The organism is Pseudomonas sp. LBUM1652 (assembly GCF_059716105.1).
On record NZ_CP166804.1, the window covers coordinates 192,224 to 215,378 of the forward strand.

Consider the following 23,155-nt stretch of genomic DNA (forward strand, 5'->3'; position numbering starts at 1 on the left):
AGGTTCAGCCATTTGCCACTGCCACGGCACGAACGGTACAGCTATAGTTTGCAGGCCGACGACGGCCCCACTGCACAAGGTGCTCCCGGAATGACCCGATTGACCTCTCTCAACCCTTGGCTGGCGGCCGTTGCCGTCGCCCTTTGCGTGCAGTTTCCGGCGCAGGCCGCCCAGGAGCGCTTCACCCTCAGCATCCCTGGTGTGTCCGATAACCGTCTGTTCACCTCGGCAGCGGCCAGCGATGCAGCCGGTTGCGGCGGCAAGAACCAGTCGCCGGCGCTGAGCTGGAACGCCGGCCCTGCCGGTACACAAAGCTACGCGATCGTCATGCACGACCCGGACGGCCAGAAAGGCTTGGGCGTCGATCACTGGATTCACTACGGCATCAAAGCCACGACTCACCAGATTGCGGCCGGTGTCGGTGCCAAATCCGCGTTCGAAGGCGTCGGCGGCACCAACAGCAAAGGCAACACTCACTATATGGGGCCATGCCCACCGGTGGGTGACAGCGCGCACCACTACATCATCCAGATCTACGCCCTCGACCTGGCCCCGGACGCACTGCCGGCCGGTCTGACCCGCGCCGAGCTGATGGAAAAAATCAAAGGCCATGTGCTGCGCAACAGCAGTGCAGTGCGGCGTTATCACCGCTGAAAATTTTTTCAGTCGCGTTTAACCCGAACTGAAAGGGCTGCCCGTCTCAGTGGATGAATGATCAATTTCATCCCGAGGTCAGCCCCCATGTCCCGTTCCCTGCCTTTTCTGCGACCTGTTGCGGTCGGCGTGCTGTTGGCCATCGCCGGTTGTGGTGTTTCGTCCAATCCGGAATCCGCAGCCGCGCCGGCTCAGCCTGAGGCGATGGTGCAGCACGAAGCTGTGCTGGCCGACAGTGCGATGGCCAAGCGCAGTGTTCGCCCGGCACCGATCGCCAGTTTCGCTGCGATGCCCGCGCGGGAAAGTTATCCACAAGGCTATCGCGACGAGCAGCGTGAGCAGTATCAGAAGCTGGCCGACAACCCCATCCACAGCGTCTCCGAAAGCCCGGTCTCGACCTTCAGCGCCGACGTCGACACCGGCGCCTACGCCAACGTTCGTCGCCTGCTTAATCAGGGACGCCTGCCGCCGGAAGGCGCGGTGCGACTTGAGGAAATGGTCAATTACTTTCCCTACGACTACGCATTGCCCAACGATGGCTCGCCGTTTGGCGTGACCACCGAACTGGCGGCTTCACCGTGGAATCCGCACACCCGATTGCTGCGCATCGGTATCAAGGCCTCCGACCGCGCCGTGGCAGAACTGGCCCCGGCCAATCTGGTGTTTCTGGTGGACGTGTCCGGCTCGATGGATCGTCGCGAAGGTCTGCCGATGGTCAAAAGCACGCTGAAACTGCTGGTCGATCAATTGCGCGAGCAGGATCGTGTGTCGCTGGTGGTGTATGCCGGTGAATCCCGCGTGGTGCTGGAGCCGACTTCCGGACGGGAAAAAGCCAAGATTCGTACCGCCATCGAGCAGTTAACGGCGGGTGGCTCGACCGCTGGCGCGTCGGGCATCGAACTGGCCTATCAAATGGCACAACAAGCGTTCATTCCCAAAGGCATCAACCGTATCCTGCTGGCCACCGACGGCGACTTCAACGTCGGCGTCAGCGACTTTGACAGCCTTAAACAAATGGCTGTGGATAAACGTAAAACCGGTATTTCCCTGACCACCCTGGGTTTTGGTGTGGATAACTACAATGAACACTTGATGGAACAACTGGCCGATGCAGGCGATGGCAACTACGCCTACATCGACAACCTGCGCGAGGCGCGCAAAGTGCTGGTCGATCAACTCGGTTCGACCCTTGCCGTGGTGGCGAAAAACGTCAAACTGCAGGTGGAATTCAACCCGGCGCAGGTCAGCGAATACCGCCTGCTCGGCTACGAAAACCGTGCGCTCAAGCGTGAGGACTTCAGCAATGACAATGTCGATGCCGGCGAAATCGGCGCAGGACACACGGTGACCGCACTGTATGAAATTGTCCCGGCGGGCGAGAAGGGCTGGCTGGAACCGCTGCGCTACGGCAAATCGAGTGCGGCTGTTGCCGAGAAGAACGGGGAATTGGCGATGCTGCGTGTGCGATATCAACAGCCCGAAGGTGGGAAAAGTCGGCTGATCGAGCGGCCGATAGCCAATCAGGTCGCACCGGCCAGCGAGGACCTGCGCTTTGCCGCCGCCGTCGCTGCGTTTTCCCAGCAACTCAAGGATGCTCGCTACACGGGCGACTTCAGCCTGAAAGACACCGAAGCGCTGGCTCGCGGCGCGCGGGGCGATGATCGTTTTGGCCTGCGCAACGAGTTCGTGCAACTGGTCGAACTGACGCAAAGCCTGCGCACTTCAACTGCATCGAATACGCTGCCCACTGAGCGACGGATTGAATAGTGAGTCGTCTGAAAGGCTTCATCAGTCAGCTGTTTGCTTCGCCAGACAGCCCGGCCGCCAGCAGCGATGAAACGCTGCTGGCGCGTTATCGCGAGGGCGACGGCGTGGCGTTCGAGATCTTGTATGCCCGTCATCGTCAGGGCCTTTATCGATTTCTGCTCGGTTTGAGCGGCAAACCGGAACTGGCCGACGAAGTCTTTCAGGAAACCTGGCTGAGCCTGATCCGCAGCACCAGTCAGCCACAAGGCCGAGCGACATTTCGTACCTGGTTGTTCCAGATTGCCCGCAATCGCCTGATCGACCACTGGCGCAAGCACGGCGCCCATCAACCGCTGCACGACAGCTATGACGAACAGGCGCACGCGGTCAGCGATGAGGCGAGTGATCCCGAACAACTGCTGAGCCTCAGCCGCGACAGCCAGCGCCTGGAAAACGCACTGCAAACCCTGCCGGCCGACCAGCGCGAAGTGTTCCTGCTGCGCGCCCACGGCGACCTCGACCTGGCGCAAATCGCCAGCCTCACCGAAACACCGCTGGAAACCGTCAAAAGCCGCTTGCGCTACGCCCAGCAAAAACTGCGTCGGCTGCTGGCCGAGGAGGTACTGACATGACTGACGCCCGCCAGACACCCGAAGATCCGGTCATTAAGCATGTGCGCGAACAGCACAACGTTGAACCGCCGGCGCACCTTGATGCGTTCATCCTCAATGCTGCCCACCGCGAAACTCCCGCGCCGAAACCAAGCCTGTGGCAACGCTGGCTGGATGCTTGCCGCAAACCGCGCTGGCAAGTCGCGTTCGCCAGCCTCGTCGGCGTCGCACTGATGCTCTCACTGGTGCAACGCGCCCCCGAACCGCAGCCGCAATTTGACTTCGCCCCGGCCGCCAAACCCGCTGCGCCGATGGCTCGCAAACAAGCGCCCGAAGCATTGTCCGCTCCCGCGCCGATGGCAGAAATGGCCGCGCCGATGCAAAGCGAAGCGTTCAGTGCCGACGAAGCCAAAACCAGCAAACGCGCCGCCGCCCCGGCCAACGGCCTCGACGAACAACTGCGCGAAGTCCTGCGCCTGCGCGAATCCGGCGAATCAAAAGCGGCCGACACCCTGTTCAACAACCTGCACAAACGCTACCCCAACGCCGACCTCGACGCCCGACTGGAAAAAATCCAGCAGAATTGACCGCCTGTTCGCCCAGCCATTTGGCATTGCCCCGCAAAAACGCGCACTATCGGGCCATAGCTGAAGCGCTGGAGAACACCGTGGCACCAAAAATCGACCGCATCGCCCAACTCCTCAATTGCCCGCAAAAGGGCGAAGAGATGCGCCGCGCGATTACTGAAGCGCGTAAGGAATTTCTGCTGAGCCAGCAGGAAGAGGATGTGCTTGAGGAACAGGACGTCTTTGAAGAGGAGGTTGGGGAGGAGGAAGAAGAGGATGAGGATGAGGATTACGATGAGTTTGATTGGACGACGGAGTGAAGCTGTTTGAGGAATTCCCTTTAAAAAATCATTTCCTCCCCCTGAGTTTCCAGCTGCCATTGTCCATTTATCTGTTCGTTGACCCTCCGTGCTGAAAAGGGGCACTATAAGGTACTGTTTTTCGTACTTTTGGAGGCGTCATGGAGCACCTGCTGGCTAGTCGTTCAGTAAGCATTACTGAACTGAAACGCAGCCCCAGTACTGTGATCGAGCTTGCCGGTTCGGAGCCCATCGCCGTTCTCAACCATAATCGCCCAGCTGCCTATCTCTTGGCCCATGCCACTTATCAGGAGTTGCTGGATCGCTTGCGAGCGGCTGAATTGCGCGAGGCAATCGCTGCAAGTCGTAACGATCCTCGTCCGGCGGTCGCAGCCGACACCGTTTTTGCTGAGATTGATGCGCTTATAGATGACATCGAAGCTGAGCAAAATCGCTTATGACGCGGTTGTTATTTTCCGCAATGGCTCGAGAGGATCTGCAACAGATCGCCCGCTTTATCGCTCGTGACAACCCTGGACGTGCTCGGACCTTCGTTGGTGAGTTGCGTGTGCGCTGTGATCAGTTGACCAGCCAACCGAATCAAGGAGTTTCCCGAGAGGAGTGTGCCAGGGGGCTGAAAATGATCGCCCACGGTCGCTACCTGATTTTTTACTCACTTGTTGAGAGAGATGTTCAGATAGAGAGGGTTCTGCATAGCGCGCGAGACATCGCTCGAGTACTCGATCCCCACACCCCGGATCGCTAGCCAGATCAGGCTGAAAACCAACGCCCACAAAAAAGCCCCGGACCATCACAGTCCGGGGCTTTTTCGTTTAAATCAGTGGTGCACCAGGCGGGATTCGAACCCACGACCCCTGCCTTCGGAGGGCAGTACTCTATCCAGCTGAGCTACTGGTGCAGCGGGCGACATCATACCTAGGTCGGCTCGGGGCGTCCATGCTGGGTTTTGGGGCGTATTGTCAGTGCGCGTGTCGGGATAAATCCGCTGCATTCCATAAAGCGGTAACGTCCTGCAAAACCCTCGCTTGGCGCTTTCGCGGGGCTGATCTATGGTTTTGCTGCTGCTTGAGCTTTTTGCTCATTGATCTGAAAATTTCCACAAACACGCCGTTTTTGTTCTTTTTTTCGAACGCCCTATTGTCCTTTAACCCCTTTGCTCCTACGATCCGTTTGAGATTTCAAACGCTCGTTGATGGGGTGTTGAAGCGCAGGTGTTTCGAGTCGTGCACTATCTTATGCGCCTCACCCGGTCACTGATTTCCCTGACGGCAGCCTTGCGAGGCGCCTTTCTACAATCATAATTTGCTCCGCGCAGGCCGCGGTGCTGTTAAGGAAAGCCGACATGCAGCTTAAAGACACCCTGTTGTTCCGCCAGCAAGCCTTCATTGATGGCGCTTGGGTCGATGCGGACAACGGTCAGACGATCAAGGTCAATAACCCGGCCACTGGCGAAATCCTCGGCACCGTGCCGAAGATGGGCGCTGCCGAAACCCGCCGTGCCATCGAAGCCGCTGACAAAGCGCTGCCGGCCTGGCGTGCACTGACCGCCAAAGAGCGTGCCGGCAAGCTGCGTCGCTGGTTCGAATTGATGATCGAGAACCAGGACGACCTCGCTCGCCTGATGACGCTCGAACAGGGCAAGCCGCTGGCCGAAGCCAAGGGCGAAATCGTTTACGCCGCTTCGTTCATCGAGTGGTTCGCCGAAGAAGCCAAGCGCATCTACGGTGACGTGATTCCGGGCCACCAGCCGGACAAGCGCCTGATCGTGATCAAGCAACCGATCGGCGTGACCGCGGCGATTACCCCGTGGAACTTCCCGGCAGCGATGATCACCCGTAAGGCCGGCCCGGCGCTGGCTGCCGGTTGCACCATGGTGCTCAAGCCTGCTTCGCAAACTCCATTCTCCGCATTCGCGTTGGCTGAACTGGCCCAGCGTGCCGGCATTCCTGCGGGCGTGTTCAGCGTTGTTTCCGGCAGCGCCGGCGACATCGGCAGCGAGCTGACCAGCAACCCGATCGTGCGCAAGCTGTCCTTCACCGGCTCGACCGAAATCGGTCGTCAACTGATGGCGGAATGCGCCAAGGACATCAAGAAAGTCTCGCTGGAACTGGGCGGCAACGCGCCGTTCATCGTGTTCGACGACGCAGATCTGGATAAGGCCGTCGAAGGCGCGATCATTTCCAAGTACCGCAACAACGGCCAGACCTGTGTCTGCGCCAACCGTCTGTACATTCAGGATTCGGTCTACGACGCGTTCGCCGAGAAGCTGAAAGTGGCAGTGGCCAAGCTGAAGATCGGCAACGGTCTGGAAGACGGCACCACCACTGGCCCGCTGATCGACGAGAAAGCCGTGGCCAAGGTGCAAGAACACATCGCTGACGCTGTCGCCAAAGGCGCCACCGTACTGGCCGGTGGCAAGCCGATGGAAGGCAACTTCTTCGAGCCGACCATCCTGACCAACGTGCCGAAAAACGCAGCCGTGGCCAAGGAAGAAACTTTCGGCCCGCTGGCGCCGCTGTTCCGTTTCAAAGACGAAGCCGAAGTGATCGCGATGTCCAACGACACCGAGTTCGGTCTGGCCTCGTACTTCTACGCTCGTGACCTGGGCCGTGTGTTCCGTGTGGCCGAAGCCCTGGAATACGGCATGGTCGGCGTCAACACCGGTCTGATCTCCAACGAAGTCGCGCCATTCGGCGGCATCAAGGCTTCGGGCCTGGGCCGTGAAGGCTCCAAGTACGGCATCGAAGATTACCTGGAAATCAAATACCTCTGCCTGGGCATCTAAGCCGAGAAAGGGATCGCTGCAAACGCAAAGGGCACGAGAGCGCTGTCCCTTTGCGTCGTTTCAAACCGGAATTTTCTCTGCGGCCGGGAACGCCGTGGCAGTCGATCATCGCATGCTGCCACCGTCGCTTCCTCCCGCTTAATCCTTGAACCACGCCGCCCGATGAGCGGCGAATGAGGACTGTAATGAGCAAGACTAACGCTGAACTGATGGCCCGCCGTACCGCTGCTGTACCCCGTGGTGTTGGCCAGATTCACCCGATCTTCGCCGAATCCGCGAAGAACGCGACCGTAACAGACGTTGAAGGTCGTGAATTCATCGACTTCGCCGGTGGTATCGCTGTACTGAACACCGGCCATGTGCACCCGAAAATCATCGCTGCCGTGACCGAACAGCTGAACAAGCTGACCCACACCTGCTTCCAGGTACTGGCTTACGAGCCTTACGTTGAGCTGTGCGAAAAAATCAACGCCAAGGTGCCAGGTGATTTCGCCAAGAAAACCCTGCTGGTCACCACCGGTTCCGAAGCCGTGGAAAACGCCGTGAAAATCGCCCGTGCCGCCACTGGCCGTGCCGGCGTGATCGCGTTCACTGGCGCTTACCACGGTCGCACCATGATGACCCTGGGTCTGACCGGTAAAGTCGTGCCTTACTCGGCTGGCATGGGCCTGATGCCAGGCGGCATCTTCCGCGCGCTGTACCCGAACGAACTGCACGGCGTGAGCATCGACGATTCGATCGCTTCCATCGAACGCATCTTCAAGAACGACGCCGAGCCGAAAGACATCGCTGCGATCATCATCGAGCCTGTACAGGGTGAAGGTGGTTTCTACGTCGCGCCGAAGGAGTTCATGAAGCGTCTGCGTGCCCTGTGCGACCAGCACGGTATCCTGCTGATCGCTGACGAAGTACAGACCGGCGCTGGCCGTACCGGTACGTTCTTCGCCATGGAACAGATGGGCGTTGCTGCCGACCTGACCACTTTCGCCAAATCCATCGCTGGCGGCTTCCCGCTGGCCGGTGTGTGCGGCAAGGCCGAGTACATGGACGCCATCGCTCCAGGCGGCCTGGGCGGCACCTACGCCGGTAGCCCTATCGCTTGCGCCGCGGCCCTGGCCGTGATGGAAGTGTTCGAAGAAGAACAACTGCTGGACCGCTGCAAGGCTGTTGGCGAGCGTCTGGTCACTGGCCTCAAAGCCATCCAGGCCAAGTACCCGGTGATCGGCGAAGTTCGTGCCCTGGGCGCGATGATTGCCGTCGAGTTGTTCGAAAACGGCGACAGCCACAAACCGAATGCTGCCGCTGTTGCGTCCGTTGTGGCCAAGGCTCGTGACAAGGGCCTGATCCTGCTGTCCTGCGGCACCTACGGCAACGTTCTGCGCGTACTCGTACCGCTGACCTCGCCGGACGAGCAACTGGACAAAGGTCTGGCGATCATCGAAGAGTGCTTCTCGGAGCTGTAAGGCCCGGCACCGTGTGATCGGATAGACAAAAAACCCGCTTCGGCGGGTTTTTTTATGCCTCTTGAAACACATCCTTGGTTTAGTGCTGTATCGAATCGCCAGCATTGGCTAAGGTTCAGGCATTGCAAGGGAGAGCGCGCATGACTGCCGTTGTTTTACCCGCCGTACCCCGAGTGCTGATTGCCGAGGCCGACCCATGGTCTCGTGACCTGCTCAAACAAGTATTGCTGAACGTGCGTTGCGACGCTCGAGTGGATCTGTGTGCCGACGGCCAGCAGGCCCTGGACATGCTGCGTGACGTGCCCTATGACCTGGCGATCGTTGACTGGGAATTGCCCGGCACCGATGGGCTGAACGTGCTGCGCAGCGTGCGTCAGCGCAAACGCAATCCGCCGCTGCCGTTCATTCTGATGAGCAGCCGTACCGATAGCGCCAGCGTGCGCGAAGCCCTGCCGCTGGCGCCCACCGCCTACCTCGCCAAGCCGTTGAACATGGAGAGCCTGACCGAGCGTTTGCAGGGTTTGCTGCTCAATGCCGGTGAAGAGGTGTTCTGTGAAGTGCCGACATTGGCGCCAGGCATGACCTTGTCGGTGTTCCTTGAGCGTCGCCGCGAGCTGGCTGACGGCGCGCCATTGATGACCGATGTGCAGGTGGCGGTCAAACGCAGCCTGAATCCCAACGGCCTTGATCTGAAGCTGCTGGAAGATGAGATAAAAACCGATCCGCAGATCACCGCCGTGTTGATCGCCGCCGCCAACAGTGCCGCGCAACACCATGGCACGGCGGTGCAGACGCTCGCGCAGGCGCTGCATCGGCTTGGCACTGGGCAGAGCATGAATCTGATTCTGGGTCTGGCGCTCAAGCGCAGCGCCAAGCTCAGTGATCCGTGTCTGGCGGATTACGCCGAGCGCTATTGGGGGTTGTCGCTGCACACCGCCGAGTACGCGCGCACCTTGGCGCGTCTGCTCGATCTGGATCAGGAGCGCTGCTATTGCGCAGGCATGCTGCATTGCTTGGGCGATCTCGCGCTGCTGCGCTGTTTGCAGGAGTGGAAGCAGGCGGGCGGTGAGTTGGATGAGTGGGAGGAAGTCGGCGACGCGTTAGCCGAATTCGGCGCGGCTTACGGTTCGGCGCTACGCACTCGCTGGCGGCTGCCGCTGGAGCTGCGCGAGTTGATTGCCTCGGTCTACCAGCTCGGTGGCGGAGTGTATTCCCGTGAGGCGCTGGTGATGAACATGGCGGCGCAAATGGCTCGCCTGACTGAGCATGAGGGCGTAGAGGAACTGGCGAAGAGTCGCACGGCGCGATTGCTCAAGATCGGGTTGCCGGAGTTGATGCGGATGCGTAAGTAACGTGCCTCGACAAACTCCAATCCTGTAGGAGCTGCGGCACGCTGCGATCTTTTGATCCTGTTTTTTAGAAGCAAGATCAAAAGATCGCAGCGTGCCGCAGCTCCTACATGGGTTATGTGTGGGGGGGGCAGGCTGAGATGATCCGGTTCTTGCCCTGGCGCTTGGCTTCATACATCGCCGCATCCGCGCGGGCGAACAGGCTGTCGAGGCTCTCGTCTTCTGCCGTGAGACTGGTCAGGCCTTGGCTCACGGTGATGCCAAAGGTCTGGCCTTCATGGCTGAAGTTCAAACGCTGAATCTGCTGTTGTAGCCGCTCGGCTACCTGCATGGCCATGTCTGGCGCGCAACCGGGGAACACCGCCGCAAACTCTTCGCCACCAATGCGCCCGAAAAGATCTCCCCGGCGTAGCGAGCCACGGCCGCACTCGGCGATCTGTTGCAACACGTTGTCGCCCTGCGGATGACCGTAACTGTCGTTGATCACTTTGAAGTCATCGATATCCAGCAGCAGAAAGGCCAGCTGCGCGCCTTGCAGGCGTGCCTGTTCGAATTCGTGATGGGCGCATTCGAAGAAGTGTCGGCGGTTGCTGCTTTGAGTCAGCACGTCGGTGGTGGCCAGGCGTTGCAGTTCGGTTTCCATCTGTTTTTTGTCGGTGATGTCCTCGGCAATGCCGACGATAATCACCGGTTGCCCGGGTTCGTCCTGACGATTGATAAAGCATTTGTCGCTGAGCCAGCGCACCTGGCCGTCGGCGGCGATGATGCGGTACTCGCGATCTTCCACGGCGCCTTGGTGCAGCACTTCGGCGAGGCTGCGTTCGGCGTAGTCCAGATCATCAGGGTAGATGCTGTCGCGCCACTGGTTGTAGTCGGCGAGCAAGAGCCCTGCTGAGCGGCCGAAAATCCGCTCATAGGCCGGGCTGACGTACAGCACCTGACGGGTTTCCCAGTTGAAGGCCCATAGCACGGCGTTGACGCTGACCAGAAGCGAGCTGAACAGTTGTTCGCGCTCACTGAGGCGGGCGACTTCGCCTTGGGCGTGCATCAGCGCCATCAAGGTTTGCGCGGCCTCGGGCCACTGCGGGAGGGATGAGTCTTTTTGGTTGTTATTGACCATCGGCACAGATCTCAGAGAGCGTGCCGTGTCGACAACAACGGCCACGCCTAAACCCGCCGGAATGGCGAAGTCTTTGAGATAGGGGATTTAGGGTGAAGTTCCGAAGGGTGCGCCCGGGAGTTCGGGCGCACCGATCAACGGTCTCAGACTGCCGCAGGACGTAGCGAGTAGGTTTTCAACTGGTCGGCAAATTCGCGCAGGGACTGGATGCCACTGGCTTCGGCCTCGTGAATCCATTCTTTGATGGCGGCGAGCATGTCGTGGCCATTTGCGCTGGTCTTGACCCAGATCTGCTGCAGGGCCAGGCGTTTTTCGTAAATTACCTTCAACGACTGGCTGTGCTCGAGCATGTTCTGGATGCGTGCGTGATGACGATCTTCCAACAGGCTGGTTTCCCGCGACAACAGGCGTTTGGCCCGGTGGAACTGGTGACGCACCGAATGATCCACCTTGGCCAGTTCCTGCTTGACCAGCGGGCCGATGACCAACTTGCGGTATTGGGCCATGATCTGGAAGCGGTTGTTGAGGATCGCCATGGCGGTGTCCATGTCCAGATTGCCCTTGCCTTCGACGCGATGGGCAATCGGCGCTACACGTTGCACCTTGGCCAGACGCAGGAAGCTGAAGACTTTGATCCACGCCCAACCGAGGTCGAACTCCCACTTCTTCACCGACAGCTTGGCCGAGTTAGGGTAGGTGTGATGGTTGTTATGCAGTTCTTCGCCGCCGATCAGGATGCCCCACGGCACCAGATTGGTCGCCGCGTCACGGCATTCGAAATTGCGGTAACCGATGGCATGGCCCAGACCATTGACCACGCCGGCAGCCCATACCGGGATCCACATCATCTGGATCGCCCAGATGGTGATGCCGATGGTGCCGAACAGCAGCAGGTCGATAACGCCCATGATCGCCACGCCCAGCAGCGGATAGCGGCTGTAGACGTTGCGCTCGATCCAGTCTTCCGGGCAATTCTTGCCGTAGATGCGCAGGGTTTCCGGGTTTTCGGCCTCGGCGCGATACAGTTCGGCGCCTTTGCGCAGAACGGTGGACAAACCCTTGACGACCGGACTGTGCGGGTCATCTTCGGTTTCGCATTTGGCATGGTGTTTACGGTGGATGGCGGTCCACTCGCGGGTGTTCTGCGCCGTGGTCAACCACAGCCAGAAGCGGAAAAAGTGTTTCAGGCCAGCATTCAGCTCCAGTGAGCGATGGGCCGAGTAACGGTGCAGATAGACCGTGACGGCGACAATTGTCACATGGGTCATCAGCAGGGTGACTGCGACCAGTGACCAGGCCGACAAGCCAAGAAAACCTTCGTACCACATAGGCTATAGGGCCCTCGATAAAGATAAAAACAGCCGTTGCATTATCACCAAGCACACAGATAAAACCAGTCGCCCTTTCAGATAAGAGTCGCTGGATGTTTCTTGACCTATAATTCCAACCTTTTTGTAGGGACATGGACGGCCGAATGTATGCCACTTATCGCGATGCCTTGCGTGCATCGCTGCTCTATCTCGTACTTGCGGCGGTCTGGCTGCAAGGTACTGGTTATTTATTAAACAGTTTCTTCGATAACTCCGTTGATCTGGCGCGATGGCAACTGATCAACGGTTATGTCTTTGCGGCGTTCAGCGCCGGGCTGATCTTCTTGGCGCGGGCGCGGTTATGCGAATTTCTCGGCATTGGTGCGCGTCTGCGTGAGCGTCACGCTGATCGCGAACGCTTGCGTCAAGCGGCTGCGGTGTTCGACTGCACCCGCGAAGGCGTGTTGGTCACTGACCGCCGGGGCCTGATCGTGCACGTCAACCGCGCGTTCATCGAGATCACCGGTTATCAGCGCGATGAAGTCCTCGGCCAGCAACCCAGTCTGTTCAAGTCAGGCCACCATCCGCCGGGTTTCTATCAGGCGATGTTCGCGACGCTGGAAAGCCAGGGCGAGTGGAGTGGCGAGATCTGGAACCGTCGCAAAAGCGGCGAAATCTATCCGCAGTGGCAAACCATCCGCGTCATCCACGATGATCAAAAGAGCCAGGTCAGTCATTACGTCGCGGTGTTTTCCGACATCAGTGCGATCAAGCATTCCGAGCACGAACTCAAGCACCTTGCCCACCACGATCCGCTGACCGACCTGCCCAATCGCCTGCTGTTCGGCGACCGCGCCGAGCAGGCACTGGCTTCGGCGCAGACCCATAAGCGTGGCTGTGCGCTGCTGTTGCTCGATCTGGATCACTTCAAGATGATCAACGATAGCCTCGGGCATAACGTCGGCGACCGCTTGCTCAAAGCTGTGGCGGCGCGTTTGCAGGTGCTGTTCGGCACCGGCATCACGCTGGCGCGACTCGGCGGCGACGAGTTCGCGGTACTGGCGGAAAGTTGTCCACAGCCCGGTCAGGCAGCGGCGCTGGGCCAGCGCATTCTCGACGCGCTCAAGGAGTCGTTTTGCATCGACGGCCACGAACTGTTTATCAACGCCAGCATCGGCATCAGCCTGTTTCCCAGCGATGCACTGAGCGCCGATCAATTGTTGCGCAATGCCGATGCGGCGTTGTTCAAGGCCAAGGGCAGCGGGCGTAACGGTTACGCGTTGTACACCGAAGAACTCACCGCCCATGCCCAACAGCGGGTTGAGATTGCCTTCGAATTGCGCCGAGCGCTGGAGCAGCAGGAACTGCGGGTTTTCTACCAACCGGTGCATGACCTCAACACCGGTCGCCTGATCGGTGTTGAAGCTTTGGTGCGCTGGGAGCATCCGCAGCGCGGTCTGGTGTCGCCGGCGGAGTTCATTCCAATTGCCGAACGCACCGGGTTGATCGCCGAAATCGACGCTTGGGTGATGCAGCAGGCGTGTCGGCAGATGTGCCAATGGCAGCAGGCCGGGGTGGTACTGGCGTTTGTCGCGGTGAATGTGTCGTCGCGGCTTTTCGCCCGGCGCGAGCTGTATCAGCAGGTGGCACAGGTGCTGCGCGATACCGGGCTGGATCCGGCGTATCTCGAACTGGAAGTGACCGAAAGCGCGGTGATGGACGATCCGGAAGTGGCGCTTGAGCAGATGCATCGCTTGCGCGAATTGGGCATTCGTCTGGCCATCGATGATTTCGGCACCGGGTATTCGTCGTTGCTGCGACTCAAGCGCTTGCCAGTGCAGAAGCTCAAGATCGATCAGGGTTTCGTCGCCGGATTGCCTTGGGACGAGGATGACGCTGCAATTGTCCGGGTGATCATCGCGCTGGCCAAGAGCATGGGCATGCAGGTGCATGCCGAGGGGATCGAGCAGGCTGAGCAAGCGGCATTTCTGTTGGAGCAGGCCTGTGATTTGGGGCAGGGCTACTGGTTTGGGCGGCCGGTGCCGGCGTTGGATATAGATTGGGCACGCGCCCCGGTGATTGGCTGAACCCCTCTGTGGCTGAAGGAAATTATTGTGGCGAGGGGATTTATCCCCGATGGGTCGCGCAGCGATCCCAAAAAATGGGACTGCTGCGCAGTCCATCGGGGATAAATCCCCTCACCACTAGGTTTCATGCAGGTTTCAAACGCGATGAACACCGTGCAGACCCTTGCCCTCTCTCGTAATGTTTTCTAGTTATATAAACATTCTTAAATAGTCTTTTTAAGAATATCTATGCCTCTCTTATATTGCTCCCACGCCGAACGCAGTGCCGCCCACTGCCAGGCAAATCCCATTCAAAGGAGCAGCACCATGAGCGCATCCCTTCGCAGCGTTGACGGTCAGGACGAAGCCACCATCTTGCGTGAAATCCAGAGTGCCCTGCGCGATCTGCGGTTCGGCGCGGTGGAGATCACTGTGCACAACGCTCAAGTCGTCCAGATCGAACGCAAAGAGAAATTCCGTTTGCAGCAGCCGGGCAACAAGCCGAGCTAAAAAGATCGTCCGATCGCGGCCCGAGCCTTCGGCAGCTCCTACAGGGGGCTGTGTGCACGAGCTGGCGAAGGCGGCGATCTTTCAGCGGGACCCGATTCCAGCAGTACATAAGAAAAAGCCACCACCCAGAATTCCAGGAGCTTTCACCATGTCGTCGATTCGCCGTTACGCTTTGGCCGCCCTGGCCAGCGCTGTGTTTGCCGGTTCCGCGGTTGCCAAGGATTACGAGCTGCTCAACGTGTCGTATGACCCGACGCGCGAGCTGTATCAGGACTACAACGCCGAATTCATCAAGTTCTGGCAGAAGGACCATGCCGGCGACACCGTGAAAATCCAGCAGTCCCATGGCGGCTCGGGCAAGCAGGGCCGTGCGGTGATCGATGGCCTGCGTGCCGACGTGGTGACCCTGGCCCTGGCCGGTGACATCGACGAAATCGCCAAACTCGGCAAGACGCTGCCGGCCGACTGGCAGAAGCGTCTGCCGGAAGCGAGCACGCCGTACACCTCGACCATTGTGTTCCTGGTGCGCAAGGGCAACCCGAAAGGCATCAAGGACTGGGGCGATCTGGTCAAGAACGACGTCTCGGTGATCACGCCGAACCCGAAAACCTCCGGCGGTGCGCGCTGGAACTTCCTCGCCGCGTGGGCCTACGGCCTGAAAGCCAACGGCGGCAGCGAAGAAAAAGCCAAAGAGTACGTGCAGACGCTGTTCAAGCACGTGCCGATTCTCGACACCGGCGCTCGCGGCTCGACCATCACCTTCGTCAACAACGGTCAGGGTGACGTGTTGCTGGCTTGGGAGAACGAAGCATTCCTGGCGCTGAAAGAAGATGGCGGCGCGGACAAGTTCGACATCGTCGTGCCTTCACTGTCGATCCTCGCCGAACCACCGGTGGCCGTGGTCGACAAGAACGCAGCGAAGAAGGGTAACGAGCAGATCGCCGAAGCCTATCTAAAGCATCTCTACAGCCCGGCCGGTCAGGAAATCGCGGCGAAGAATTTCTACCGTCCGCGTGACAAGGACGTGGCCGCCAAATACGCCCAGCAGTTCCCGAAACTGGAACTGGTGACCATCGACAAGGACTTCGGCGGCTGGAAAACCGCGCAACCGAAATTCTTCAATGACGGTGGCGTGTTCGACCAGATTTATCAGGCGCAGTAAGTTTTCATAGCCATAAACAAGCCCCGGATTTACCTTCGGGGCTTCGCGCGTTTTTTAACCAGGGACTTTTATGTCGCGTCGTATCTCCCCCGTCATACCCGGCTTCGGGCTGACGCTGGGTTACACCTTGGTGTACCTCAGCCTGATTGTGCTAATCCCGCTGGCGGCGATGTTCATTCACGCCTCGCAGCTCACCTGGGATCAGTTCTGGACGATCATCTCTGCGCCGCGCGTACTGGCTGCACTGAAGCTGAGCTTCGGCACCGCGCTGTGTGCCGCGATCATCAACGGCATCATCGGCACACTATTGGCCTGGGTGCTGGTGCGCTACACCTTCCCGGGGCGCAAGGTCATCGACGCGATGATCGATCTGCCGTTCGCCCTGCCGACGGCCGTGGCCGGTATCGCGCTGACCGCGCTGTACGCGCCGGCCGGCCTGGTCGGCCAGTTTGCCGCCGACCTCGGCTTCAAGATCGCCTACACCCCGTTGGGTATCACCCTCGCACTGACCTTCGTGACCCTGCCGTTCGTGGTACGCACGGTGCAACCGGTGCTGGCCGATATCCCCCGTGAAGTCGAAGAAGCCGCCGCCTGCCTCGGTGCCAAACCGTGGCAAGTGTTCCGCCATATTCTGGTGCCGGCGCTGCTGCCCGCGTGGCTGACCGGTTTTGCCCTGGCGTTTGCCCGTGGTGTTGGCGAGTACGGTTCGGTGATTTTCATCGCCGGCAACATGCCGATGAAAACCGAGATTCTGCCGCTGCTGATCATGGTCAAACTCGACCAATACGATTACACCGGCGCCACTGCCATCGGCGTGCTGATGCTGGTGGTTTCCTTCGTCCTGTTGCTGCTGATCAACTTGCTGCAGCGGCGCATCGAAACCCCATAAGGAGGCGCGAACATGTCCCAATCGTCTATTGCGGCCGCTTCCTCGGCCAACGCTGCGCGCCGCGGCAGTGCCACGTCGCGGCGCATTCTGATCGGTCTCGGCTGGCTGATCTTTTTCCTGTTTTTGTTGCTGCCGCTGTTCATCGTGGTGTCGCAGGGCTTGAAGAACGGTCTCGGCGCGTTCTTTACCGCGATCTTTGAACCGGATGCGCTGTCGGCACTGAAGCTCACCGTGTTCGCCGTGCTGATTTCGGTGCCGCTGAACCTGGTGTTCGGCGTCAGCGCCGCGTGGTGCGTGAGCAAATACTCGTTCCGCGGCAAGAGCATGCTGGTGACGCTGATCGACTTGCCGTTTTCGGTGTCGCCGGTGATCGCAGGTCTGGTCTACGTGCTGATGTTCGGCGCTCAGGGTCTGTTCGGGCCGTGGTTGCAGGATCACGACATTCAGATCGTCTTTGCGCTGCCGGGCATCGTGCTGGCGACGATTTTCGTCACCGTGCCGTTCGTGGCCCGTGAACTGATCCCGCTGATGCAGGAGCAAGGCACTCAGGAAGAGGAAGCCGCGCGTCTGCTCGGCGCCAATGGCTGGCAGATGTTCTGGTACGTCACCGTCCCCAACATCAAGTGGGGCCTGATCTATGGCGTGGTGCTGTGTACCGCGCGGGCCATGGGTGAGTTCGGTGCGGTGTCGGTGGTCTCCGGGCACATTCGCGGGGTGACCAACACCTTGCCGCTGCACGTCGAGATCCTCTACAACGAATACAACCACGTGGCCGCGTTCGCCGTGGCGAGCCTGTTGCTGATCCTGGCGCTCTTTATCCTGCTGGCCAAGCAGTGGAGCGAAAACCGTATCAACCGCCTGCGCGCCAGCGCCGCGGAGGAATAATTCATGTCGATCGAAGTGCGTAACGTCAGCAAGAATTTCAATGCGTTCAAGGCGCTGGACAACATCAGCCTGGACATTCACAGCGGTGAACTGGTCGCGCTGCTCGGCCCGTCGGGCTGCGGCAAGACTACCTTGCTGCGCATTATTGCCGGTCTGGAAACCCCGGATCAGGGCAACATCGTTTTTCACGGTGAAGACGTTTCCGGCCACGACGTACGTGATCGCAACGTCGGTTTCGTGTTCCAGCACTACGCCTTGTTCCGCCACATGACCGTGTTTGACAACGTCGCGTTCGGCCTGCGCATGAAACCGAAAAACCAGCGCCCGAGCGAAAGCCAGATCGCGACCAAGGTCCACGAGCTGCTGAACATGGTGCAACTGGACTGGCTGTCGGATCGTTACCCGGAGCAGTTGTCCGGCGGTCAGCGTCAGCGGATCGCGCTGGCCCGTGCCTTGGCGGTGGAGCCGAAAGTGCTGTTGCTCGACGAACCCTTCGGCGCCCTCGACGCCAAGGTGCGTAAAGAACTGCGCCGCTGGCTCGCGCGTTTGCACGAAGACATCAACTTGACCTCGGTTTTCGTGACCCACGACCAGGAAGAAGCGATGGAAGTTGCCGACCGTATCGTGGTGATGAACAAAGGTGTGATCGAGCAGATCGGCTCACCGGGCGACGTCTACGAAAACCCGGCCAGTGATTTCGTTTATCACTTCCTCGGTGATTCGAACCGTCTGCACCTGGGCGATGACAATCACGTGCTGTTCCGTCCGCATGAAGTGTCGCTGTCGCGGCATGAGCTGGAGGATCACCACGCCGCCGAAGTCCGCGATATCCGGCCGCTGGGCGCGACCACGCGGGTGACGTTGAAGGTGGAAGGGCAGACAGATCTGATCGAGGCCGAAGTGGTGAAGGATCACGACAGCCTGACGGGCCTGGCCAAGGGTGAGACCCTGTTCTTCAAGCCGAAGGTCTGGCAGAAAGTCGCCAGCATTTAAAATCAAAAGCTTCGCGAGCAGGCTCGCTCCCACATTTGGAATGCATTTCCCTGTGGGAGCGAGCCTGCTCGCGAAAGCTATCTAGACAGCCGCCCGATTCGGATTGACCCGCACCGCCCCCGCCCGAGACTCGATCTGCTCTTTCAACTGCTGGCGCATCCCGAGCAGGAACGCCAACTCGGCCACGACAAACAGCGGCCCGACAATCAGCCCGCTCACATCATCGACAAACGCCGGTTTGCGCCCTTCATAGTGGTGCCCGACAAACTGAATCACCCAGCCAATCACAAACATTGCCAGACCACTGCTCAGCCAGACCATGGTGCTCTGCTGCGCCAGTACATGCCCGGCCCACACCGAAAGCCCCATCAGCACTGTCATCAGCACACCGAGCTTCACTTCCAGGCGCAGGTAAAACCACGCCGAAGCGAGCGCCACGATCACGGCCGGTGAAATCCACAACCCGCCCAACGACCATTCCGGACGCGACAGCAAAACCGCCACCGCCACCACAATCAGCGGAATGCCGATAAAGTGGCTGGCAATGTTGCGCGGGTCACGGTGGTAGGCGGCGTATTGACTCAAGTGATCGACGAGGCTTTTCATTGTTGTTCCTCCTGTAGGGTGATTGCAGCATGCCCCGGGTTGAGCGTTCGTTCTGTCAGGCAGCCGACAATCAGGAGTTTTCATGGATATGCGTTCACGGCTGCTGACCGGGCAGTGGTTCAGTCATTTGCCTGCGTCCTTTCAGGATAGTCTGCTGGCGGCGGCCCGGGAGCGGCGGCTGACGGCAGGGCAGCGCCTGTTTCAGCGTGGCGATCCACCATGCGGTTTGTACGCCGTGCTCGATGGCGCCGTGCGTATCAGCGCGGTGAGCGAGCAGGGCAAGGAAGCGTTGTTGAGTCTGGTCGAGGCGCCGCACTGGTTCGGCGAAATTTGTCTGTTCGACGGTCAGCCACGCACCCATGACGCCTTTGCCGTCGGGCCGTGCACGTTGCTGAATATTCCGCAGAATACAATGCTGAAATTGCTCGACGAGCAACCGGTGTACTGGCGGCACCTGGCGCTGTTGATGAGCCATAAGCTGCGCCTGACGTTTATCAATCTCGAACAGTTGAGTCTGCTGCCAGCGCCGGCGCGGCTGGCGCATCGCTTGCTGATGATCGCCGAGGGCTATGGCGAGATTGATGCGCCCCGTCGAGTGCTGCAACTGCCGCAGGAGCAGTTGGCGTCGATGCTCTCGCTGTCACGGCAAACCACCAATCAGATTCTCAAGGAGTTGCAGGGGCAGGGGATTATTGGCTTGGCTTACGGTGAGATCGAAATTCTTGATGCGGTGCGATTACGTGCGCTGGCCACAATCTAATAATTCACATCGATCAATGTAGGAGTGAGCCTTTGTGGTGAGGGGATTTATCCCCGATGGGTGGCGCAGCCGCCCCAAACCTGCAATGAAAAGTTCGGCGACTGCTACGCAGTCGGTCGGGGATAAATCCCCTCACCACAGAGCTCACTCTTACACGGACAAGGTGTGTGGCTCAGGAACCGCGATAGGTCGAGAAGCCATATGGGCTCAGCAGCAACGGGATGTGATAGTGCTGATCCGTCTGTTTCACTTCGAAAATCACCGGAATCTCCGGAAAGAACGTTTCGTGTTGGGTCTTTTTGAAGTACTCACCGGTCTTGAACACCACCCGGTATTCACCTGCTTCGAACGGCTGTTTGGCCGGGAACAGTTCGGCGATGCGCCCTTGTTCGTTGGTGGTGCCTTCGGCCAACGGCTGCCAGTTCTGGCCGACGTGTTTTTCCAGCGTCACGTTGACGCCCGGCGAAGGCAGGCCATTTTCCAGGTTGAGCACGTGGACGCTCAGCGGGTTGCCGGCGGCCAGGGCCAGGCTTGAGAAAGCACTCAGGCCGAGTGCGGCGAAGGTCATGCGCAGGGTCGTCATGATGAAACTCCTTATTGGGAACGGGTGATGGACAGGCCGGCCTTGTCGGCGGCGCGGGTGGCACAGGTTTCGTCTTGCTCGCCGCCACCGGAACCGGCCACGCCCATGGCGCCGACCAATTCATTGCCAGCGAACAGCGGAATGCCGCCGCCAAGCAGCAGCAATTCGTCGAGGGTGTTGAGGTTGGCGGTTTCCGGGTTGCTGCGAGCGCGCTCGGCGAACAAGCGGGTTGGGGTTTTCGTCGACAGCGCCGTGTAGGCCTTGCGCTGGCTGGCAGCGGTGTTGTGCGGGCCGACACCGTCGCCACGCATCGTCACCAGCAAGTTGCCGCCACGGTCGAGCACCGACACCGTGCCAGTGCAATTGCCCATTGCGGTATCGGCCAGCAGGCGTGCGGTTTTCAGGTCGAGATCAGCGTGGCGCGGCAGTTCAGGGGCGGCGAAAACGCCGGCGCTGAGGCCGATGGCCAGGCTGGCAACAAGGTATTTGACGGTCATGAGCAGGCTCCGAAAGCGAAGGTCGCCACCTTAGCCGCCGGACTTCGTCAGAACCTCGTCAGTCGGATTACAAGTTTGTAATGGGCAACGCCGCCGAAGGCGCCTAGCCTGTGTGCCTGATCAATCGAGGTGTGCCATGCGTTTGCTGGTCGTAGAAGATGAAGCCAAAACCGCCAATTTCCTTGCCAAAGGGCTGGGCGAGTCCGGATTCGCCGTGGATGTGGCGCTCAATGGCCTCGACGGGCGCTATTTCATCGAGCAGCAGGAATACGACCTGATCATCCTCGACGTGATGTTGCCGGGCCTCAACGGCTGGCAATTGCTGCAACTGATCCGCCAGCGCGGCGCCACGCCGGTGCTGTTCCTGACCGCCAAGGACGCCATCGAAGACCGCGTGCGCGGCCTCGAACTGGGCGCCGACGATTACTTGCTCAAACCCTTCGCCTTCGCCGAATTGCTCGCGCGCGTGCGCACATTGCTGCGGCGCGGGCCGATGCGAGAGGCCGAGTCGTACAGCATCGCCGATCTGGAAATCGACGTGCTGCGCCGCCGGGTCAGTCGTGGCGGCCAGCGCATTTCCTTGACCAACAAGGAATTCGCGCTGCTGCATTTGCTCGCCAGTCGTCAGGGCGAAGTGTTGTCGCGCACGCTGATTGCCTCGCAAGTGTGGAACCTGAATTTCGACAGCGACACCAACATGGTCGAAGTCGCGGTGCGTCGTTTGCGCTCCAAGGTTGACGATCCGTACATGCCGAAACTTATCCACACCGTGCGCGGCGTCGGTTATCAACTGGAAGCGCCTGACGATGCGCTCTAGGTCGATCGCCTGGCGCCTGGCGCTGGCGTTCGCCGTCGTCTGCGCCTTGGTACTGAGCGCGATCGGCGTGTTCCTTTACCGCTCGCTCGCTGCGGAAATCGCATGGCGCGACGATCTGGCCTTGCTCGGTCGACTGGAGCAGGTACGCGCCTTGCTCGCCGACAGCGACAGCCTCGACGCCTTGCAGGCGCGGCCACGGCTGTACCAGAACATGCTGGGTAATCTCGACAGCCTGTTGCTGGTGCGACGCGCCGACGGCTCCAGCGTGATCAGCATCAACCCGCGCCAGCGCGAATTACCGGCGCTCAACGCCATCCCTCGCGATCAAGCGCCGCAGCGCCGTGACGTGCTGACCTGGCAGGCGCCGGACGGTGCAGAGGTGGCCTTGTTGTCCGGCGAAGCCCAAGGGCCGAGCGGCGAGTCGCTGACCGTGATCGCCGGCAAGGTGTTGAGCGAGCGCGAGCAGATGCTCGCCAGTTATCGCATGCGGCTGTACCTGGCGATCGGGCTCGGCGCGCTGCTCGCTTTTGCGTTGGGGTTGCTGTTGCTGCGCCGTGGTCTGCAACCGTTGCGCCAGTTAAGCGAAGCGGTGCGCGGCATCGATCTGCGCAGTCTCGATCAGCGTTTGCCCGCCACTAATACACCCGCCGAATTGCTCGAACCGGTGCAAGCCTTGAACGGCATGCTGGCGCGTCTGGAGGACAGCGTGCAGCGCCTGTCGCAGTTCTCCGCCGACCTCGCTCACGAGATCCGCACGCCGCTGCACACCTTGCTCGCCAGCAACGGCCAGGCACTCAATCACCCGCGCAGCACGGCGGAATATCAGGAAGTGCTGGCGTCGAACATGGAAGAGTTCGAGCGACTCAAGCGCATGGCGGAAAACCTGATGTTCCTCGCCCGCGCCGAACAGGCCGAGCGTGCGCTCGACCTGCGCAGCCTGGATCTGCAGGAAGTGGGTGGCGAACTCTGTGATTACTTCGAAGCGCTGGCCGACGACCGCGACCTGCGTCTGCAAAACCAGTTGCACGGCGAGCTCCGCGCCGACCAGCAACTGCTGCAACGAGCCCTCGGCAATCTGCTCGCCAACGCGGTGCGGCATGCCGATCCAGGCACCTCGATCTGCCTGCGTCGCCGCGATGAGCCGGGCGTTTGCTGGTTGCAGGTACACAACCACGGCCCGGCCATTGCCGCCGAGCATCTGGGCAAACTGTTCGACCGCTTCTACCGCGTCGACCCGGCCCGCGCCGAGCCGGGTGATTCGGGCGGATTAGGGCTGGCGATTGTGCAATCGATCATGCAACTGCATGGCGGGCAGGTGCGGGTGAGCAGTGATGCGGCGGGCACTGTTTTTGAGCTGGGGTTTGTGGTGAGCCAGTGATTACTTCTTGATCACTCGGAATTAGGCTAACCTTGTTCAATGAGTGCATCAAATACGATGCAAAGTTAATTAAATAATTCTATTT

At 59.9% G+C, this 23,155-nt stretch carries 24 protein-coding genes and 1 tRNA gene; 19 read left to right on the plus strand and 6 right to left on the minus strand.

The features are described from left to right. Window positions 1-90: 90 nt before the first annotated feature. From ACA069_RS00825 to ACA069_RS00855, 7 genes are all read left to right on the plus strand, one after another. Complete coding sequence (locus ACA069_RS00825) at window positions 91-654, plus strand: YbhB/YbcL family Raf kinase inhibitor-like protein (protein WP_497615893.1); 564 nt, start codon at window positions 91-93, stop codon at window positions 652-654. A gap of 87 nt (window positions 655-741) precedes the next feature. Next, a complete protein-coding gene (locus ACA069_RS00830) occupies window positions 742-2,421 on the plus strand; it encodes a vWA domain-containing protein (RefSeq protein ID WP_497615895.1) in 1,680 nt (559 codons plus the stop codon). A gap of 29 nt (window positions 2,422-2,450) precedes the next feature. Further along, window positions 2,451-3,032 carry an RNA polymerase sigma factor gene (locus ACA069_RS00835; protein ID WP_497618172.1) on the plus strand — a complete coding sequence of 194 codons (582 nt, stop codon included), beginning with the start codon at window positions 2,451-2,453 and terminating at the stop codon, window positions 3,030-3,032. Then, a complete protein-coding gene (locus ACA069_RS00840) occupies window positions 3,029-3,598 on the plus strand; it encodes a hypothetical protein (protein WP_497615897.1) in 570 nt (189 codons plus the stop codon). The genes ACA069_RS00835 and ACA069_RS00840 overlap by 4 nt, the downstream gene beginning before the upstream one ends. Before the next feature lie 20 nt (window positions 3,599-3,618). Continuing rightward, window positions 3,619-3,897 carry a hypothetical protein gene (locus ACA069_RS00845; protein ID WP_497618174.1) on the plus strand — a complete coding sequence of 93 codons (279 nt, stop codon included), beginning with the start codon at window positions 3,619-3,621 and terminating at the stop codon, window positions 3,895-3,897. A gap of 140 nt (window positions 3,898-4,037) precedes the next feature. Then, window positions 4,038-4,337: a type II toxin-antitoxin system Phd/YefM family antitoxin gene (locus tag ACA069_RS00850; protein ID WP_187680290.1), complete on the plus strand. Its 300-nt coding sequence runs from the start codon at window positions 4,038-4,040 to the stop codon at window positions 4,335-4,337. A gap of 20 nt (window positions 4,338-4,357) precedes the next feature. Then, the gene (locus ACA069_RS00855) at window positions 4,358-4,642 is read left to right on the plus strand and encodes a type II toxin-antitoxin system RelE/ParE family toxin (protein ID WP_489879728.1); all 285 of its coding nucleotides are present in this window, start codon (window positions 4,358-4,360) and stop codon (window positions 4,640-4,642) included. Between the two features lie 76 nt (window positions 4,643-4,718). On the opposite strand, the gene ACA069_RS00860 is transcribed toward ACA069_RS00855, so the two are convergent. Further along, window positions 4,719-4,795: transfer RNA gene (locus tag ACA069_RS00860), tRNA-Arg, on the minus strand. Between the two features lie 444 nt (window positions 4,796-5,239). On the opposite strand from ACA069_RS00860, the gene gabD reads away from it, so the two are divergent. The 3 genes from gabD to ACA069_RS00875 all read left to right on the plus strand — a co-directional run bounded on the left by gabD (window position 5,240) and on the right by ACA069_RS00875 (window position 9,497). Beyond that, window positions 5,240-6,682, plus strand: coding sequence for an NADP-dependent succinate-semialdehyde dehydrogenase (gene gabD, locus ACA069_RS00865; RefSeq protein WP_401264704.1), 1,443 nt, complete (start codon window positions 5,240-5,242; stop codon window positions 6,680-6,682). 185 nt (window positions 6,683-6,867) lie between these two features. Further along, window positions 6,868-8,145, plus strand: coding sequence for a 4-aminobutyrate--2-oxoglutarate transaminase (gene gabT / locus ACA069_RS00870; RefSeq protein WP_007917687.1), 1,278 nt, complete (start codon window positions 6,868-6,870; stop codon window positions 8,143-8,145). 140 nt (window positions 8,146-8,285) lie between these two features. Further along, window positions 8,286-9,497 (plus strand): HDOD domain-containing protein, encoded by a 1,212-nt coding sequence (locus ACA069_RS00875; RefSeq protein ID WP_489879619.1) that lies wholly within the window; start codon window positions 8,286-8,288, stop codon window positions 9,495-9,497. A gap of 112 nt (window positions 9,498-9,609) precedes the next feature. Here ACA069_RS00875 and ACA069_RS00880 read toward each other — a convergent pair whose 3' ends face one another. Continuing rightward, complete coding sequence (locus ACA069_RS00880) at window positions 9,610-10,614, minus strand: GGDEF domain-containing protein (RefSeq protein WP_497615900.1); 1,005 nt, start codon at window positions 10,612-10,614, stop codon at window positions 9,610-9,612. A gap of 143 nt (window positions 10,615-10,757) precedes the next feature. Next, window positions 10,758-11,942, minus strand: coding sequence for a delta-9 fatty acid desaturase DesA (desA, locus tag ACA069_RS00885; protein ID WP_401264713.1), 1,185 nt, complete (start codon window positions 11,940-11,942; stop codon window positions 10,758-10,760). Window positions 11,943-12,088: 146 nt separating this feature from the next. On the opposite strand from desA, the gene dibA reads away from it, so the two are divergent. The 6 genes from dibA to ACA069_RS00915 all read left to right on the plus strand — a co-directional run bounded on the left by dibA (window position 12,089) and on the right by ACA069_RS00915 (window position 18,429). Further along, a complete protein-coding gene (gene dibA, locus ACA069_RS00890) occupies window positions 12,089-14,011 on the plus strand; it encodes a phosphodiesterase DibA (protein ID WP_497615903.1) in 1,923 nt (640 codons plus the stop codon). Between the two features lie 306 nt (window positions 14,012-14,317). Next, on the plus strand, window positions 14,318-14,500 hold the full coding sequence (gene oscA / locus ACA069_RS00895; protein ID WP_022643503.1) for a sulfur starvation response protein OscA: 183 nt from the start codon (window positions 14,318-14,320) through the stop codon (window positions 14,498-14,500). 148 nt (window positions 14,501-14,648) lie between these two features. Further along, the gene (locus ACA069_RS00900) at window positions 14,649-15,662 is read left to right on the plus strand and encodes a sulfate ABC transporter substrate-binding protein (RefSeq protein WP_401264719.1); all 1,014 of its coding nucleotides are present in this window, start codon (window positions 14,649-14,651) and stop codon (window positions 15,660-15,662) included. 70 nt (window positions 15,663-15,732) lie between these two features. Beyond that, complete coding sequence (gene cysT / locus ACA069_RS00905; RefSeq protein WP_095191636.1) at window positions 15,733-16,551, plus strand: sulfate ABC transporter permease subunit CysT; 819 nt, start codon at window positions 15,733-15,735, stop codon at window positions 16,549-16,551. Window positions 16,552-16,563: 12 nt separating this feature from the next. Next, window positions 16,564-17,436, plus strand: a complete 873-nt coding sequence (gene cysW / locus ACA069_RS00910) for a sulfate ABC transporter permease subunit CysW (RefSeq protein WP_305440789.1) — start codon at window positions 16,564-16,566, stop codon at window positions 17,434-17,436. Between the two features lie 3 nt (window positions 17,437-17,439). Beyond that, a complete protein-coding gene (locus ACA069_RS00915) occupies window positions 17,440-18,429 on the plus strand; it encodes a sulfate/molybdate ABC transporter ATP-binding protein (protein ID WP_497615906.1) in 990 nt (329 codons plus the stop codon). A gap of 81 nt (window positions 18,430-18,510) precedes the next feature. Here ACA069_RS00915 and ACA069_RS00920 read toward each other — a convergent pair whose 3' ends face one another. After that, entirely contained in the window at window positions 18,511-19,035 is a 525-nt protein-coding gene (locus tag ACA069_RS00920; RefSeq protein ID WP_497615908.1) for an Mpo1 family 2-hydroxy fatty acid dioxygenase, read from the minus strand. Between the two features lie 82 nt (window positions 19,036-19,117). On the opposite strand from ACA069_RS00920, the gene ACA069_RS00925 reads away from it, so the two are divergent. Continuing rightward, entirely contained in the window at window positions 19,118-19,795 is a 678-nt protein-coding gene (locus tag ACA069_RS00925; RefSeq protein WP_187681339.1) for a Crp/Fnr family transcriptional regulator, read from the plus strand. A gap of 172 nt (window positions 19,796-19,967) precedes the next feature. Here ACA069_RS00925 and uraH read toward each other — a convergent pair whose 3' ends face one another. Both uraH and ACA069_RS00935 read right to left on the minus strand, forming a co-directional pair. Continuing rightward, a complete protein-coding gene (gene uraH, locus ACA069_RS00930; RefSeq protein ID WP_401264726.1) occupies window positions 19,968-20,378 on the minus strand; it encodes a hydroxyisourate hydrolase in 411 nt (136 codons plus the stop codon). 11 nt (window positions 20,379-20,389) lie between these two features. Further along, a complete protein-coding gene (locus tag ACA069_RS00935; protein ID WP_187679344.1) occupies window positions 20,390-20,875 on the minus strand; it encodes a GlcG/HbpS family heme-binding protein in 486 nt (161 codons plus the stop codon). 136 nt (window positions 20,876-21,011) lie between these two features. Between ACA069_RS00935 and ACA069_RS00940 the strand changes: the two genes are divergently transcribed. Together ACA069_RS00940 and ACA069_RS00945 are read left to right on the plus strand one after the other, a co-directional pair. Continuing rightward, entirely contained in the window at window positions 21,012-21,692 is a 681-nt protein-coding gene (locus tag ACA069_RS00940) for a heavy metal response regulator transcription factor (protein ID WP_095191643.1), read from the plus strand. After that, window positions 21,682-23,070 carry a heavy metal sensor histidine kinase gene (locus tag ACA069_RS00945; RefSeq protein ID WP_497615911.1) on the plus strand — a complete coding sequence of 463 codons (1,389 nt, stop codon included), beginning with the start codon at window positions 21,682-21,684 and terminating at the stop codon, window positions 23,068-23,070. The genes ACA069_RS00940 and ACA069_RS00945 overlap by 11 nt, the downstream gene beginning before the upstream one ends. Window positions 23,071-23,155 lie beyond the last annotated feature (85 nt).